Source organism: Mesorhizobium sp. 131-3-5, from assembly GCF_016756575.1.
Classification (GTDB): domain Bacteria; phylum Pseudomonadota; class Alphaproteobacteria; order Rhizobiales; family Rhizobiaceae; genus Mesorhizobium; species Mesorhizobium jarvisii.
This window is the reverse complement of sequence record NZ_AP023254.1, coordinates 4,159,700-4,173,427: the sequence shown is the minus strand read 5'-3', so window position 1 is coordinate 4,173,427 and position 13,728 is coordinate 4,159,700. Positions and strand designations below refer to the sequence as shown.

Below are 13,728 nucleotides of genomic sequence, written 5' to 3'. Positions count from 1 at the left end.
TTTGCCGGGAGTGTACTGCCGGCGTTTGATTTCGGATGCTACGCGGCGTCAGCCGACGATCCGACTAGCAGTCTCTGATTTTTGGGGAATACGGCAAGTCACGGTTTGTCGGGTGGCGCAAACGCTAAACCCTGGCACTTATGCCTGCCGCGGCTCCAACGAGGCGTGGAGCCCTTGGGGACTATCCGGTGGCGTCATGCTCCGCTCCTGTGTCCGTTGCGACATTGTCGTAGCGAAGCGCAAATCGCAAATACCTGCGGCGTCTCGCAGGCCGCCTTGGGGCGGCGAGGCCATCGAAAGACGGCCGGCTTCGCTGACCTCAGGAGACTGCTCCCCTGAGCCGGCCACGTCAACCTTCAATAGCCGGTTACGGAAAATTGTGATCGCCGGGAGGTTACGTACAGGTCAGGTTTCTGCACAGCTTTGTCAGGAGCGTGTTCGGCCTTTGTTCTTTCTGCTTGCCCCTTCGCGTGAAAGGCGGTTAAACGACTTCTGTCGGGAATTGTGGCGTCTCTCGACGTGGCGGCAAAAACACCTACATAGGGGATGGCCGGGACAATCCCGCCAATCCCACGAATTCCAGATCTGAGGCGGCGACCGGCGATGGCCGACCATAAATTCCTTTCCATTCGCGGGGCGCGCGAACACAATCTGAAGAATGTCGATCTCGATTTGCCGCGTGACAGCCTGATCGTCATGACCGGCCTATCGGGCTCCGGCAAGTCGTCGCTGGCCTTCGACACCATCTACGCCGAAGGCCAGCGCCGCTATGTCGAGAGCCTGTCGGCCTATGCCCGGCAATTCCTCGAAATGATGCAGAAGCCCGACGTAGACCAGATCGACGGCCTGTCGCCTGCCATCTCGATCGAGCAGAAGACCACGTCGAAGAACCCGCGCTCGACGGTCGGCACCGTCACCGAGATCTACGATTATATGCGCCTGCTGTTCGCGCGTGTCGGGGTGCCCTATTCGCCGGCCACCGGCCTGCCGATCGAGAGCCAGACGGTCAGCCAGATGGTTGACCGCGTGCTGGCGCTGGAGGAAGGCACGCGCCTGTTCCTGCTGGCGCCGATCGTGCGCGGCCGCAAGGGCGAGTATCGCAAGGAACTGCTGGAACTGCAGAAAAAGGGTTTTCAGCGCGTCAAGGTCGACGGAGTCTTCTATGAGATCGCGGATGTTCCGGCGCTCGATAAAAAATACAAGCACGACATCGACGTCGTCGTCGACCGCATCGTCGTGCGCGGCGATCTGGCCACGCGCCTTGCCGATTCCATCGAGACGGCACTGAAGCTCGCCGAGGGGTTGGCGGTAGCCGAGTTCGCCGATAAACCGCTCGATTCCAGCCAGACCGGCGAGGATTCGGTCAACAAGTCGAAGAACGAGACGCATGAGCGCATCCTGTTCTCGGAAAAATTCGCCTGTCCGGTGTCCGGCTTCACCATTCCCGAGATCGAGCCGCGGCTGTTCTCGTTCAACAACCCGTTCGGCGCCTGCCCGACCTGCGACGGTCTCGGCAGCCAGCGCGCCATCGACCCCAACCTCGTCGTGCCCGACGAGAACGTGTCGCTGCGCGACGGCGCCGTCAGCCCATGGGCGAAATCGACCTCGCCCTACTACGTGCAGACGCTCGAAGCCTTGGGCAAGGCCTACAACTTCAAGCTCGGCGACAAGTTCAAGGATTTGAGCGCCGAGGCACAGGACGCGATCCTGCGCGGCACCGGCGAGCGCGAAGTCACCTTCCAGTATGATGACGGCCTGCGCTCCTACAAGACGACCAAGACTTTCGAAGGCGTCATCCCCAATCTCGAACGGCGCTGGAAGGAAACCGAATCCGCCTGGATGCGCGAGGAGATCGAGCGCTTCATGTCGGCGACGCCCTGCCCCGTCTGCAAAGGCTATCGGCTGAAACCGGAAGCGCTGGCGGTGAAGATCGGCGGCAAGCACATCGGCGAAGTCACGGAACAGTCGATCCGCAATGCCGACAAATGGTTCACCGATCTGCCTGCGCAGCTCAACGATAAGCAGAACGAGATCGCGGTGCGCGTGCTGAAGGAAATCCGCGAGCGCCTGCGCTTTCTCAACGATGTCGGGCTCGACTATCTGACATTGTCGCGCAATTCGGGCACGCTGTCGGGCGGCGAGAGCCAGCGCATCCGCCTGGCGTCGCAGATCGGCTCGGGCCTGACCGGCGTGCTTTACGTGCTGGACGAGCCGTCGATCGGCCTGCATCAGCGCGACAACACGCGCCTCCTCGATACGCTCAAGCACCTTCGCGACATCGGCAACACCGTCATCGTCGTCGAACATGACGAGGATGCCATCCTGCATGCCGACTATGTCGTCGACATGGGGCCGGCCGCTGGCATCCATGGCGGCGAGATCATCGCCCAGGGCACGCCGCAGCAGGTGATGGCCAACCCCAATTCGATCACCGGCAAATATCTGTCGGGCGCGCTTGAAGTGGCCACCCCCGGGGTCCGGCGTGAGGCGAAAAAGAACCGGCGCCTGAAAATCGTCGGCGCCCGCGGCAACAATCTGAAGAATGTCACCGCCGAGATCCCGCTCGGCACCTTCACCGCTGTCACCGGCGTGTCGGGCGGCGGCAAGTCGACCTTCCTGATCGAGACGCTGTTCAAGGCGGCCTCGCGCCGCATCATGGGGTCGCGCGAACATCCGGCCGAGCATGACCGCATCGAGGGTCTGGAATTCCTCGACAAGGTCATCGACATCGACCAGTCGCCGATCGGTCGCACGCCGCGCTCGAACCCCGCCACCTATACCGGCGCCTTCACGCCGATCCGCGACTGGTTCGCCGGCCTGCCCGAGGCCAAGGCGCGCGGCTACCAGCCGGGACGCTTCTCGTTCAACGTCAAGGGTGGCCGCTGCGAGGCCTGCCAGGGCGACGGCGTCATCAAGATCGAGATGCACTTTTTGCCCGATGTCTACGTCACCTGCGACGTCTGCCACGGCAAGCGCTATAACAGGGAGACGCTCGACGTCCTGTTCAAGGGCAAGTCGATCGCCGACGTGCTCGACATGACCGTCGAGGAAGGCGTCGATTTCTTCGCCGCCGTGCCGGGCGTGCGCGACAAGCTCGACACGCTGAAGCAGGTCGGCCTCGGCTACATCCATATCGGCCAGCAGGCGACGACGCTGTCCGGCGGCGAGGCGCAGCGCATCAAGCTCGCCAAGGAACTGTCGCGCAAGGCGACCGGCAAGACGCTCTACATCCTCGACGAGCCGACCACCGGCCTGCATTTCCACGACGTCGCCAAACTCTTGGAAGTGCTGCACGAACTGGTCGACCAGGGCAACACGGTGGTGGTCATCGAGCACAATCTCGAAGTGATCAAAACCGCAGACTGGGTGCTCGACCTTGGCCCCGAAGGCGGCGACGGCGGCGGCGAACTGGTTGCCCAGGGCACACCGGAAGCGATCGTGCGTGAGAAGCGCAGCTACACCGGCCAGTTCCTCAAGGAGCTGCTGGAGCGGCGCCCCGGAGGCAAGCGCGAAGCGGCGGAGTGATGGCTGGGGATGGTCTCATCACGGTTCAGAGCCGCTTTGGCGTGACCGAAACCATCGACCGCCTTGCTGAGGTGGTCAAGCGTGCCGGCCTGGTTGTCTTCGCGCGCATCGATCATGCCGCCGGCGCACGTGATGTCGGCGCTGCGTTGCGGCCAACGGAACTCCTGATCTTCGGCAACCCCAGAGGTGGCACCCCTCTCATGCAGGACAGTCAGCTTGCCGGCATCGATCTGCCCGTCAAGACGCTGGGCTGGGAAGATGAACAAGGCAATGCCTGGCTGTCCTACAACGATCCGCACTGGATCGCCGGTCGCCACGGCCTGGGCGATGTCAGCCGCGCTGCAGTCGCGGCGATTGCCACAGGCATGGAGAAGGTGATCGCCGCTGCTGCTGGAATGGATCAGTCATGAGACTTGCCCGCCCTGAAGATCTTGCTGCGATCGTCGCGCTGACGGAAGCCGCCTACGCTCCTTACAACGCCATACTCGAAGCGCCGCCGATCCCGGTGACCGAAGACTACGCGCCGCGCATCGCGAACGGCGAGGTCTGGCTGCTGGAGAGCGGTGGCGAACCTGCCGGAGTGCTCACACTGGAGCGGCATGAGGATCACGCGATGATCTTCTCCGTCGCTGTGTCGCCCGCCTTCCAGCGCAAGGGTTTTGGCACAAAGCTGCTCAATCACGCGGATCAACAGACGCGCTTGTGGGGCCTGCCGGAGATACGGCTCTACACCAATGCGAAAATGGAGCGGAACATCGCGCTCTATCTCGCCTACGGTTATCGCGAAACGGGTCGCCGGCCCAACCCCTACCGGCCAGGATGGGTGCTGGTCGACATGGCAAAACCGGTCGACGAGACCACGACAGCCTGATTTTCTGAACGCGCCCAGACTTCTGAATTTGGCCAGACACCGCACTCGGGAGGACGATAATGAGCAAATCGGGAACAATCCGCTCCGGCATGGGCGGCTGGACCTTCGAGCCCTGGGACACGTCCTTCTATCCGGACAAATTGTCGAAGGCCAAGCAACTGCACTACGCCAGCCGGCAGGTGCCGAGCATCGAGGTCAACGGCACCTACTACTCCAGCTTCAAGGAGCCGACCTTCGTCAAATGGGCAAGCGAGGCGCCGGACGGTTTCGTCTATTCGCTGAAGGGCAACCGCTTCGTCACCAACCGTCGCGTGCTGGGCGAAGCCGGGGAATCGATGATGCGCTTCCTCGGTTCCGGCGTTGCCGCGCTCGGCGACAAGCTCGGCCCGATCCTGTGGCAGTTCGCGCCGACGAAAAAGTTCGATCCGGACGATTTCGAAGCCTTTTTGAAACTGCTGCCGGAGAAACAGGATGGTGTCGCACTGCGTCACGCGCTGGAAGTGCGCAACGACAGTTTCATCGTGCCGGAATTCGCGGCGCTTGCCCGCAAATACAAGGCGGCGATCGTCTATGCCGACCATGCCAAATATCCTGATATCGCCGACATCACCGGCGACTTCGTCTACGCACGGCTGCAGACCGGCTCGGACGACAATCCCGATTGCTACACGCCGAAGGGCCTCGACGAATGGGCGGTGCGGGCAAAGACATGGGCGGAAGGCGAGCAGCCGGCCGATTTGCGGCGCGCCGATCCCGCCACCGACGCGCCTGTGCAGCCGCGCGATGTGTTCGTCTACTTCATCACCGAAGGCAAGGCGCGCGCACCGTTCGGGGCGATGGCGCTGATGAAGCGGGTAGTCGGCTGACAAGCATCCGTTGTTGTTCGGCTACATGCTGTAAGCGCATCATCTATGCGTTTTGCGCGTAGCAAAGCGCCTATTCCTGGGCATCTTCGCCACGATCGTAACCATATCGACACTTCCTTGCTGCATGAATGCGGCGACGCCAAGCCGCACAGCTTGAGCCGCCGCCGGCAGGGAAAGAGGGGCATGTCGCTCGACTACACTTCACTTCTGCTGGCCGTCGGTTTCTCCGCCGCTTGCCTGAGCCTGACGTTGTTCGGCATGTGGCTGACCGCCCGCACGGAGCGGTTCCTGCTGACATGGGCGATCAGCCTGGTGTTCGTGGTCGGCGATATCTTTGTCTATGACGCCTATATCGACATGCCCGGGCGCTTGCTCGGCATCGCCACCCTTGCCCTGTTGCTGCTCGGTTTCTCGACCATGCTGGGTGCGGCCTACCAGTTCAGAACCGGCGGCTCGCCGCTGCCGCGAGCACTGTTGGGCTGTGTTTCACTGGCAGTGACGCTGCTTCCCATGGCTCTGGGCTATGATGGCCTTGGCTTCATGTTCGAGAACCTGTTCGCCGCCTTGCTCCTGTTCGCGACGGCATTCGAATACTGGCGCGGCCGCGACGAAGCCCCTGCCCTGACGGTCGGCATCACCACGCTCTACTCGGCCACTGCCGTTTCCTTCATGCTGTGCGCGGCGGTCCTGGCATGGGACGGCAAGCTGGTGCTCGGCCATGCACCAAGCAACTGGGCAGAGGAACTGAGCCTCATTGTCGTCATCGCCAGTATGACGGGTATTGGCGCCCTGTCACTTGCGCTCAACCAGGGGCGTCTGGCGAGGCATCACCGCCGCAATGCGCTCACCGATCCCTTGACCGGCCTGCTCAACCGGCGCGCGCTGTTCGACATGCATGGCCATCTCCCGGTCGGCGCCTTCACCGCCGTGGTCGTCTTCGATCTCGACAATTTCAAAACCATCAACGACGAGTTCGGCCACGCGGCGGGCGACGAGGTGCTGAAGGTGTTTGCGAGCGAACTCGCCGGTAATCTGCGCCAGACCGACGTTGCCGCGCGCATGGGCGGCGAGGAATTCGCGCTGGTATTGAAGCGCACCTTGCCGGAAGCGGTCGAGGACGCGGCAGAGCGCATCCGGACCGCCTTCGCGACACGCCTGATAGAAACCGAAACCGGCTCACTGAGGTGCACGGTCAGCGCCGGTTTTGCATTCGGCAGCAAAGAGGGGCTCAGCTTCGACAAGGTGCTCAGTGCCGCCGACAAGGCGCTCTACGACGCCAAGCGCGGCGGTCGCAACCGCGTCACCGCCTCTCCGTTCCGGCGCGCGAGCTGACCGCGCGTATCATGCCGAGCTGTGACCATTGGATGGGCGAAAGCGGCTCCAATGCATGTCGCCCAAAAGTGGCCCCGGTAGAACGACATGCATGAAATCAAGGACCTAAAGGGCGTCGCAGGAATCCATTCAGACGCGACGCGCTTTAGGCCGCCATCACGATTTCATTGAAAGTATCGAGGTCGACGTAGAACACCTTGGTGATCTCCTCGATCAGGTCGTCGTATTCGCAGCCCTGTGACCTCAAAATGTTGATGGCCGCGATGATGTCGACCCGCTCGGTAAGCCGCCGCTTCTGGTAGTCCTCGACGAAACGTTCCATGGCTGTCCCTTAGCCTGTGTGCCCAAACGCGTTTGAACGACAAAGATCGCAGGAGGGAAGCTAGGAAGCCTTGCTTGCGTGGAACTTGCCGGCCTTCGCCGCGCCCTCGATCTGCGATAACCAGACTGATACGGAAGCGGCCGACTCACAAAGCCAACAAAAGACTAGCATGCCGCCTCTGGCGCGCCAGAGATGCGGATCGCTGGATGAAAGAATATTGGACTTGCCAAGGACTTTGGATCGTCAGCTGAAGTCCAGCACCGATTCTAGACGGTAAGGAACTTGCGGACGTCAGCCCGGTCTAGATCTTCCGCCGGGCCAGTATGGACGATCTGGCCCCGGTCCATGATGTTGACCTCGTCGGCAAGCTCGCGGCAGAAGTCGAGATATTGTTCGACCAGCAGCACCGCGATACCAGCCTGGTCGCGCAAATAGCGGATGGCGCGGCCGATGTCCTTGATGATCGACGGCTGGATGCCTTCGGTGGGCTCATCCAGCACCAGCAGCTTCGGCCGCATCACCAGCGCCCTGCCGATGGCGAGCTGCTGCTGCTGACCGCCCGAAAGGTCGCCGCCGCGGCGGCCAAGCATCTGCTTCAGCACCGGAAACAGCTCGAAGACATGCGCCGGCACGTTGCGGTCGGCACGCTTCAATGGCGCAAAGCCGGATTCCAGGTTTTCGCGCACCGTGAGCAGGGGAAAGATCTCCCTGCCCTGCGGCACGAATGCGATGCCCGACCGGGCGCGGTCATACGCCGCGCTCCGGTCGAGCGCCTTCCCCTCGAAGGCAACGCTTCCGCTCGTCAGCCGGTGGTGGCCGACGATCGATCTCATCAAACTGGTCTTGCCGACGCCGTTGCGGCCGAGCACACAAGTGATCTTGCCGGCGCCCGCCTTCAGCGAAACGCCGCGCAGCGCCTGGGCGGCGCCGTAGTGGAGCGTGGCGTTGGAAACTTCGAGCATGTCAGCGCCTTCTCCAGAACCGGAGAAACGACAGATCGAAGCGATGAAATTGCACCCGCCAGATCATGCTCATCTCCCCAGATAGACTTCGACGACACGTTCGTCGGCTGAGACGAAATCGAGCGTGCCTTCCGACAGCACCGAGCCTTCGTGCAGGCAGGTGACCTTGACGCCGAGTTCGCGCACGAAATGCATGTCGTGCTCGACGACGATGACCGAATGGTCGCGCGCAATGTCCTTGAGCAGCCGCGCGGTCTCTTCGGTCTCCGCATCGGTCATGCCCGCGACCGGCTCGTCGACCAAAAGCAATTTCGGGTCCTGCGCCAGAAGCATGCCGATCTCCAGCCACTGTTTCTGGCCGTGACTGAGATTGGCGGCCAGCTCGTGGCGCTTGTCGCCCAGCCGGATGACGCCGAGAATGTCGTCGATCTGCCGCGCCTCGGCCGCAGAGCGACGGTGGAACAGCGCCGGGAAGATCGAACGCGGCCCCTTCAGCGCCAGCATGAGATTGTCCTCGATCGTATGGCTTTCGAAGACCGTCGGCTTCTGGAATTTGCGGCCGATGCCCATCATGGCGATCTCGGCCTCGTCATGCCTGGTGAGATCCACCTGGCCGTCGAAGAACACTTCGCCCTCGTCGGGCCGCGTCTTGCCGGTGACGATGTCCATCATCGTCGTCTTGCCGGCGCCGTTGGGGCCGATGATGGCGCGCATCTCGCCCTTGTCGAGCACCAGCGACAGATTGTTGATGGCGCGAAAACCGTCGAAGGAGACCGAGACGCCGTCGAGATAGAGGATGGTGTTCGACTTGCTCATGGTCGCTACTCCGCCGCCTGCGGTTCAGGGTCGGACAAGGACCACTCGCCCGGATTCCTCGCCGGCGAGCGAGCGGGCCTCGAGGTCGCGGACGCCACTACGACCTTGGTGCCGGCCTCTTCAGCGACGGAGGCCGCCCGCAGCGCCTTCGCATTGCCGCGCCAGCTGTCCCACATGCCGATGATGCCCTTCGGCAAGAGCAAGGTGACGGCGACGAACAGGCCGCCGAGCGCAAACAGCCACAATTCCGGCAGCACGCCGGTGAACCAGGATTTGCCGGCATTGACCAGAAGCGCGCCGATGATCGGCCCGACGATGGTGCCGCGCCCGCCGACGGCGGCCCAGATCACCACCTCGATCGAATTGGACGGTTCGAACTCACCGGGATTGATGATGCCGACCTGCGGCACGTAAAGCGCGCCGGCAATGCCGGCCATGACGGCCGAGACGGTGAAGGCGAACAGTTTCACATTCTCCGCCCGCCAGCCGAGGAAGCGCGTGCGGCTTTCGGCGTCACGCACCGCCATCAGGAGCTTACCGTATTTGGAGCCGACGATCGCCCAGGTGATGAACACGGCGAGCGCCAGCATCACCGCGCTGGCGGCGAACAGCGCCGAACGCGTTGCGTCGGCCTGAACGTTGAAGCCCAGAATGTCCTTGAAATCTGTCAGGCCGTTATTGCCGCCGAAACCCATATCGTTGCGGAAGAAGGCCAGCAGCAGCGCATAGGTCATCGCCTGGGTGATGATGGAGAGATAGACGCCGGTGACACGGCTGCGGAAGGCGAACCAGCCGAAGACGAAGGCGAGCAGGCCGGGCACCGCCAGCACCATGATCGCCGCAAACCAGAAATGGTCGAAGCCATGCCAGAACCACGGCAATTCCTTGTAGTTTAGGAACACCATGAAATCGGGCAGGATCGGGTTGCCATAGACACCGCGCGAGCCGATCTGGCGCATCAGATACATGCCCATCGCATAGCCGCCGAGCGCGAAGAAGGCGCCGTGGCCGAGCGAAAGTATGCCGCAATAGCCCCAGACCAGGTCGAGGGAGAGCGCCAGCAGCGCATAGCAGAGATATTTGCCGGTCAGCGCCACGATATAGGCCGGGACGTGGAGGGCGCTGGTTGGCGATACCGCAAGGTTGAGCAGCGGCACGACAATCGCCGCGGCCAACAGGATGAAGATGGTGATGGCGATGCGGCGGTCGGCGCCGGCGGCGAAGAAGCGTCCCGTGATCATGCTTCCACCGCCCTGCCCTTGAGCGCGAACAGGCCGCGGGGGCGCTTCTGGATGAACAGGATGATCAGCACCAGCACGACGATCTTGCCGAGCACGGCGCCGGCATAGGGCTCGAGGAACTTGTTGACGATGCCAAGCGAAAACGCACCGACCAGCGTGCCCCAGAGATTGCCGACGCCGCCGAAGACGACGACCATGAAACTGTCGATGATGTAGCCGCGGCCGAGATTGGGCGAGACATTGTCGATCTGGCTGAGCGCGACACCGGCAATGCCGGCAATGCCGGATCCGAGCGCGAAGGTCAGCGCGTCGACCCACGGCGTCCTGATGCCCATCGAGGCGGCCATGCGCCGGTTGGCGGTGACGGCGCGCATCTGCAGCCCCCAGGGCGTGCGCTTCATCACATAGAGCAGGACGCCGAAGACGGTCAGCGCGAAGACCAGGATCCAGAGCCGGTTCCAGGTAATGGCCAGCTGGCCGATATCGAACGAGCCCGACATCCAGGAGGGATTACCAACCTCCTGGTTGGTCGGCCCGAAGATCGAGCGCACCGCCTGCTGCAGGATCAGCGACACGCCCCAGGTCGCCAGCAGCGTCTCCAGCGGCCGGCCGTAGAGGAAACGGATGACGCCGCGTTCGATGGCGAGGCCGACGAGTGCGGCGACCAGAAAGGCGAGCGGCAGCGCGATGACCAGCGACCAGTCGAACAGGCCGGGAAACGATGTGCGGATCACCTGCTGGACGACGAAGGTGGTGTAGGCGCCGAGCATCACCATCTCGCCATGCGCCATGTTGATGACGCCCATGACCCCGAAGGTGATGGCAAGCCCGATCGCCGCGAGCAGCAGCACCGAGCCCAGCGAAATGCCGTACCAGATGTTCTGCCCGGCATCCCAAAGCGCCAATGTCGAATTGATGTTGGCGATCGCGGCTGTCGCGGCTTCCTTCACCGCTCCCGAGGCGTTGGCCTCGACCGAGGTGAGCAGCGAAACCGCGTCACGGTCGCCGCGCGCGCCGATCAGCGCGATGGCTGCCAGCTTGTCGGCTTCAGGCCGGTCCGAGACAAGGATCGAGGCAGCGCGGGCCTGCTCCAGCAGAGCCTTGACGCTGGCAACCGTCTCCTTGGCGATCGCCGCGTCGAGCGGTTCGATATTGGCCGCGTCGGGCGTCTTGAACATGGTGTCGGCGGCGGCGATGCGGACAGTCGGGTCCTTGGCGCCAAGCGTCAGCGTGCCCAGCGCATCGCGAATGACGCGGCGCAGCGTGTTGTTGACCTTGATCTTGGTGATGTCGTCCTTGGCCGCCTCGCCGGATGCTTCGCTGCTCAGCGGATCGAAAAGCTGGACCCTTTCGCCGGCTTCCTTGCCGACGAAGACCAGGGAATCGGCCTTGCGGACATAGAGGTTGCCGTCGGCGAGCGCGGCAAGCGGCCGCTCGACGGCCGGGTCACCGGCAGCCGCCAGTTCATGGACGACAGCTCCGATCTCCGAAAAGCCCTTGGCCGTCGCGAATTTGGCGATGATGGCGCGCAGGTCGGCTTCCGCCGCGCCCGAAGACGACAGCGTCGCCAGCAGGAACAGCAGTGTCAGGCCCGTGCGGATCAACGTCATCGGCTTCTGTTAACCCCTTGGAGGTTGAATTGGGCGTCCGGACGGTGGAGGAAACCGTCCGGACGCGCGCGGTCCGACTAGGTCAGCCCGGGTCTGACTAGTCAGCCCGGGGAGGATCAGTTCGTTCCCTTGCCGCCGCACTTGCCGGTGGCAACGTTGAAGTTGCCGCACGACAGAGGCTTGCGCCAATCGGAGATCAAATCCTTGGAGTCCGGCAGGTAGTCGGACCATTCGTCGCCCATCACCAGGCCCGGCGTGCGCGAAACCGTCTCGAACTGGCCGTCGGCCTGGATTTCGCCGATCAGCACCGGCTTCGTGATGTGATGGTTCGGCATCATCGTCGAATAGCCGCCCGTCAGGTTCGGCACCGAAACGCCAATCATGGCGTCGATGACCTTGTCGGGATCGGTGGTGCCGGCCTTCTCCACCGCCTTCACCCACATGTTGAAGCCGATATAGTGGGCTTCCATCGGGTCGTTAGTGGTGCGTTTGTCGTTCTTGATGAACTTGTGCCAGTCGGCGATGAACTTCTTGTTTTCGGGTGTGTCGACGCTCTCGAAGTAGTTCCACGCGGCGAGATGGCCGACCAGCGGTGCGGTGTCGAGACCGGCCAGCTCTTCCTCGCCGACCGAGAAGGCCATGACCGGGATATCCTCGGCCTTGATGCCCTGGTTGCCGAGTTCCTTGTAGAACGGCACGTTGGCGTCGCCGTTGACGGTCGAGACGACGGCGGTCTTCTTGCCGGCCGAACCGAACTTCTTGATCGCCGAGACTTCGGTCTGCCAGTCGGAAAAACCAAACGGCGTGTAGTTGACCATGATGTCTTCGGCCGCGACGCCCTTGGCCTTCAGATAGGCTTCGAGGATCTTGTTGGTGGTGCGCGGATAGACGTAGTCGGTGCCTTCCAGCACCCAGCGCTTCACCGAGCCGCCATCCTCGCTCATCAGATAGTCGACCGCCGGAATGGCTTGCTGGTTGGGCGCGGCGCCCGTGTAGAACACGTTGCGCTCGCTCTCCTCGCCCTCATACTGGACGGGATAGAACAGGATGTTGTCGAGCTCGGAGAACACCGGCAGCACCGATTTGCGCGACACCGAGGTCCAGCAGCCGAACACCGCCGCGACCTTATCCTTCGAAATCAGCTCGCGCGCCTTTTCGGCGAACAGCGGCCAGTTGGAAGCCGGATCGACGACGACGGCTTCAAGCTTCTTGCCGAGCAGGCCGCCCTTGGCGTTCTGCTCATCGATGAGCATCAGCATGGCGTCCTTCAGCGTCGTCTCCGAAATCGCCATCGTCCCCGACAGCGAATGGAGAATGCCGACCTTGATCGTATCGTCGGCCGCCCTGGCGGGAGCCGACATCAACAGGCCGGCGGCAACCACGCTCGCCGAAAACATTTTTGTTATTGTCGAGAAATTACCCCTCATACGGAAGACTCCCAAGCTGGTTGATTGCACCGCAACGATACAATGCAACCCCCATGCCAACCGCTGACGGGGCGCTGAAAAACGGCAAATAGACCAACATTATCAGACGACTATTATATTAGATTGAACAAACATAAGAGAGCCGGTTAAGAATTGGTTGAGGGAAATTTGCGCAGCGCACACAGCATCTGCCCAAATTTTGCCCAATTTCACCAAATGCCTAGATTTTGGCCTCCGCGCGTGGGCGGGGCGACAAATGTTGCGGCCCAGCGCAAAAATAGGGCAAGCTCCCTGCTCAACCGAGCGACGTCATGGCATCCCTGATTTCACGCATTTTTGTCGGCACCGCGCTTCTGGCGGCAGCGACCGGCGCCGCACAGGCCGACTTCAGCGACGGCAAGATGCCTGACGGCACCTATCACTGCGAAGTCTACCTGCTCGGCATGTTCCTCGACCTCGGCGACATCACCATCAAGGGGAACGTCTATACAGGCCCTGTAACCTTCGGAACCGCCCAGCAGGCCTACAACTATCAGATGAACGCAACCGGCGAGATCACCTGGCTGGGACCGCTCGGCGGCTACACCGCCGGCGGCAACTCGCTGTCGATGACCCAGGCGACACTGGACGGCCAGAACCCGCCCTCCTTCGACATCATCATGAAGCAGCCCGACGGAGCCTTCACCGCCTCGACCTGCACAAGGGGCTGAACGCCCAAAAAAGGCGCGGAACCCTGTCGGGTCCCGCGCCAGCAGG

Annotated in this window: 12 protein-coding genes; 6 read left to right on the top strand and 6 right to left on the bottom strand. The window is 62.5% G+C overall.

The features are described from left to right. Nucleotides 1-603: 603 nt before the first annotated feature. From uvrA to JG747_RS20245, 5 genes are all read left to right on the top strand, one after another. Nucleotides 604-3,525: an excinuclease ABC subunit UvrA gene (gene uvrA / locus JG747_RS20265; protein WP_010909632.1), complete on the top strand. Its 2,922-nt coding sequence runs from the start codon at nucleotides 604-606 to the stop codon at nucleotides 3,523-3,525. A 41-nt stretch (nucleotides 3,526-3,566) separates the two neighbouring features. Further along, nucleotides 3,567-3,935, top strand: a complete 369-nt coding sequence (locus JG747_RS20260) for a DUF302 domain-containing protein (protein ID WP_244748159.1) — start codon at nucleotides 3,567-3,569, stop codon at nucleotides 3,933-3,935. After that, nucleotides 3,932-4,396, top strand: coding sequence for a GNAT family N-acetyltransferase (locus JG747_RS20255; RefSeq protein WP_038646954.1), 465 nt, complete (start codon nucleotides 3,932-3,934; stop codon nucleotides 4,394-4,396). The genes JG747_RS20260 and JG747_RS20255 overlap by 4 nt, the downstream gene beginning before the upstream one ends. A gap of 59 nt (nucleotides 4,397-4,455) precedes the next feature. After that, nucleotides 4,456-5,262: a DUF72 domain-containing protein gene (locus tag JG747_RS20250; protein WP_202359892.1), complete on the top strand. Its 807-nt coding sequence runs from the start codon at nucleotides 4,456-4,458 to the stop codon at nucleotides 5,260-5,262. Between the two features lie 183 nt (nucleotides 5,263-5,445). Then, entirely contained in the window at nucleotides 5,446-6,594 is a 1,149-nt protein-coding gene (locus JG747_RS20245) for a GGDEF domain-containing protein (RefSeq protein ID WP_202359891.1), read from the top strand. A 145-nt stretch (nucleotides 6,595-6,739) separates the two neighbouring features. On the opposite strand, the gene JG747_RS20240 is transcribed toward JG747_RS20245, so the two are convergent. The 6 genes from JG747_RS20240 to urtA form a co-directional block, all read right to left on the bottom strand. Then, nucleotides 6,740-6,916 carry a hypothetical protein gene (locus JG747_RS20240; RefSeq protein WP_019858306.1) on the bottom strand — a complete coding sequence of 59 codons (177 nt, stop codon included), beginning with the start codon at nucleotides 6,914-6,916 and terminating at the stop codon, nucleotides 6,740-6,742. 266 nt (nucleotides 6,917-7,182) lie between these two features. After that, nucleotides 7,183-7,878: an urea ABC transporter ATP-binding subunit UrtE gene (gene urtE, locus JG747_RS20235; RefSeq protein ID WP_013895283.1), complete on the bottom strand. Its 696-nt coding sequence runs from the start codon at nucleotides 7,876-7,878 to the stop codon at nucleotides 7,183-7,185. 69 nt (nucleotides 7,879-7,947) lie between these two features. Further along, nucleotides 7,948-8,694, bottom strand: a complete 747-nt coding sequence (gene urtD / locus JG747_RS20230) for an urea ABC transporter ATP-binding protein UrtD (protein ID WP_019858307.1) — start codon at nucleotides 8,692-8,694, stop codon at nucleotides 7,948-7,950. Between the two features lie 5 nt (nucleotides 8,695-8,699). Then, nucleotides 8,700-9,935, bottom strand: a complete 1,236-nt coding sequence (urtC, locus tag JG747_RS20225) for an urea ABC transporter permease subunit UrtC (RefSeq protein ID WP_202359890.1) — start codon at nucleotides 9,933-9,935, stop codon at nucleotides 8,700-8,702. Then, a complete protein-coding gene (gene urtB, locus JG747_RS20220) occupies nucleotides 9,932-11,545 on the bottom strand; it encodes an urea ABC transporter permease subunit UrtB (protein WP_038646962.1) in 1,614 nt (537 codons plus the stop codon). Before urtB ends, urtC begins: the two co-directional genes overlap by 4 nt. A 116-nt stretch (nucleotides 11,546-11,661) precedes the next feature. After that, nucleotides 11,662-12,972: an urea ABC transporter substrate-binding protein gene (gene urtA / locus JG747_RS20215; protein WP_019858310.1), complete on the bottom strand. Its 1,311-nt coding sequence runs from the start codon at nucleotides 12,970-12,972 to the stop codon at nucleotides 11,662-11,664. 311 nt (nucleotides 12,973-13,283) lie between these two features. Between urtA and JG747_RS20210 the strand changes: the two genes are divergently transcribed. Continuing rightward, the gene (locus JG747_RS20210; protein WP_202359889.1) at nucleotides 13,284-13,682 is read left to right on the top strand and encodes a hypothetical protein; all 399 of its coding nucleotides are present in this window, start codon (nucleotides 13,284-13,286) and stop codon (nucleotides 13,680-13,682) included. The last annotated feature ends 46 nt before the right edge of the window (nucleotides 13,683-13,728 follow it).

Bases quoted from the DNA above. Each gene is read 5' to 3' on its own strand.
- uvrA (WP_010909632.1), top strand. From the start codon at position 604: ATGGCCGACCATAAATTCCTTTCCATTCGCGGGGCGCGCGAACACAAT.
- JG747_RS20255 (WP_038646954.1), top strand. From the start codon at position 3,932: ATGAGACTTGCCCGCCCTGAAGATCTTGCTGCGATCGTCGCGCTGACG.
- JG747_RS20250 (WP_202359892.1), top strand. From the start codon at position 4,456: ATGAGCAAATCGGGAACAATCCGCTCCGGCATGGGCGGCTGGACCTTC.
- JG747_RS20245 (WP_202359891.1), top strand. From the start codon at position 5,446: ATGTCGCTCGACTACACTTCACTTCTGCTGGCCGTCGGTTTCTCCGCC.
- JG747_RS20240 (WP_019858306.1), bottom strand. From the start codon at position 6,916: ATGGAACGTTTCGTCGAGGACTACCAGAAGCGGCGGCTTACCGAGCGG.
- urtE (WP_013895283.1), bottom strand. From the start codon at position 7,878: ATGCTCGAAGTTTCCAACGCCACGCTCCACTACGGCGCCGCCCAGGCG.
- urtD (WP_019858307.1), bottom strand. From the start codon at position 8,694: ATGAGCAAGTCGAACACCATCCTCTATCTCGACGGCGTCTCGGTCTCC.
- urtC (WP_202359890.1), bottom strand. From the start codon at position 9,935: ATGATCACGGGACGCTTCTTCGCCGCCGGCGCCGACCGCCGCATCGCC.
- urtB (WP_038646962.1), bottom strand. From the start codon at position 11,545: ATGACGTTGATCCGCACGGGCCTGACACTGCTGTTCCTGCTGGCGACG.
- urtA (WP_019858310.1), bottom strand. From the start codon at position 12,972: ATGAGGGGTAATTTCTCGACAATAACAAAAATGTTTTCGGCGAGCGTG.
- JG747_RS20210 (WP_202359889.1), top strand. From the start codon at position 13,284: ATGGCATCCCTGATTTCACGCATTTTTGTCGGCACCGCGCTTCTGGCG.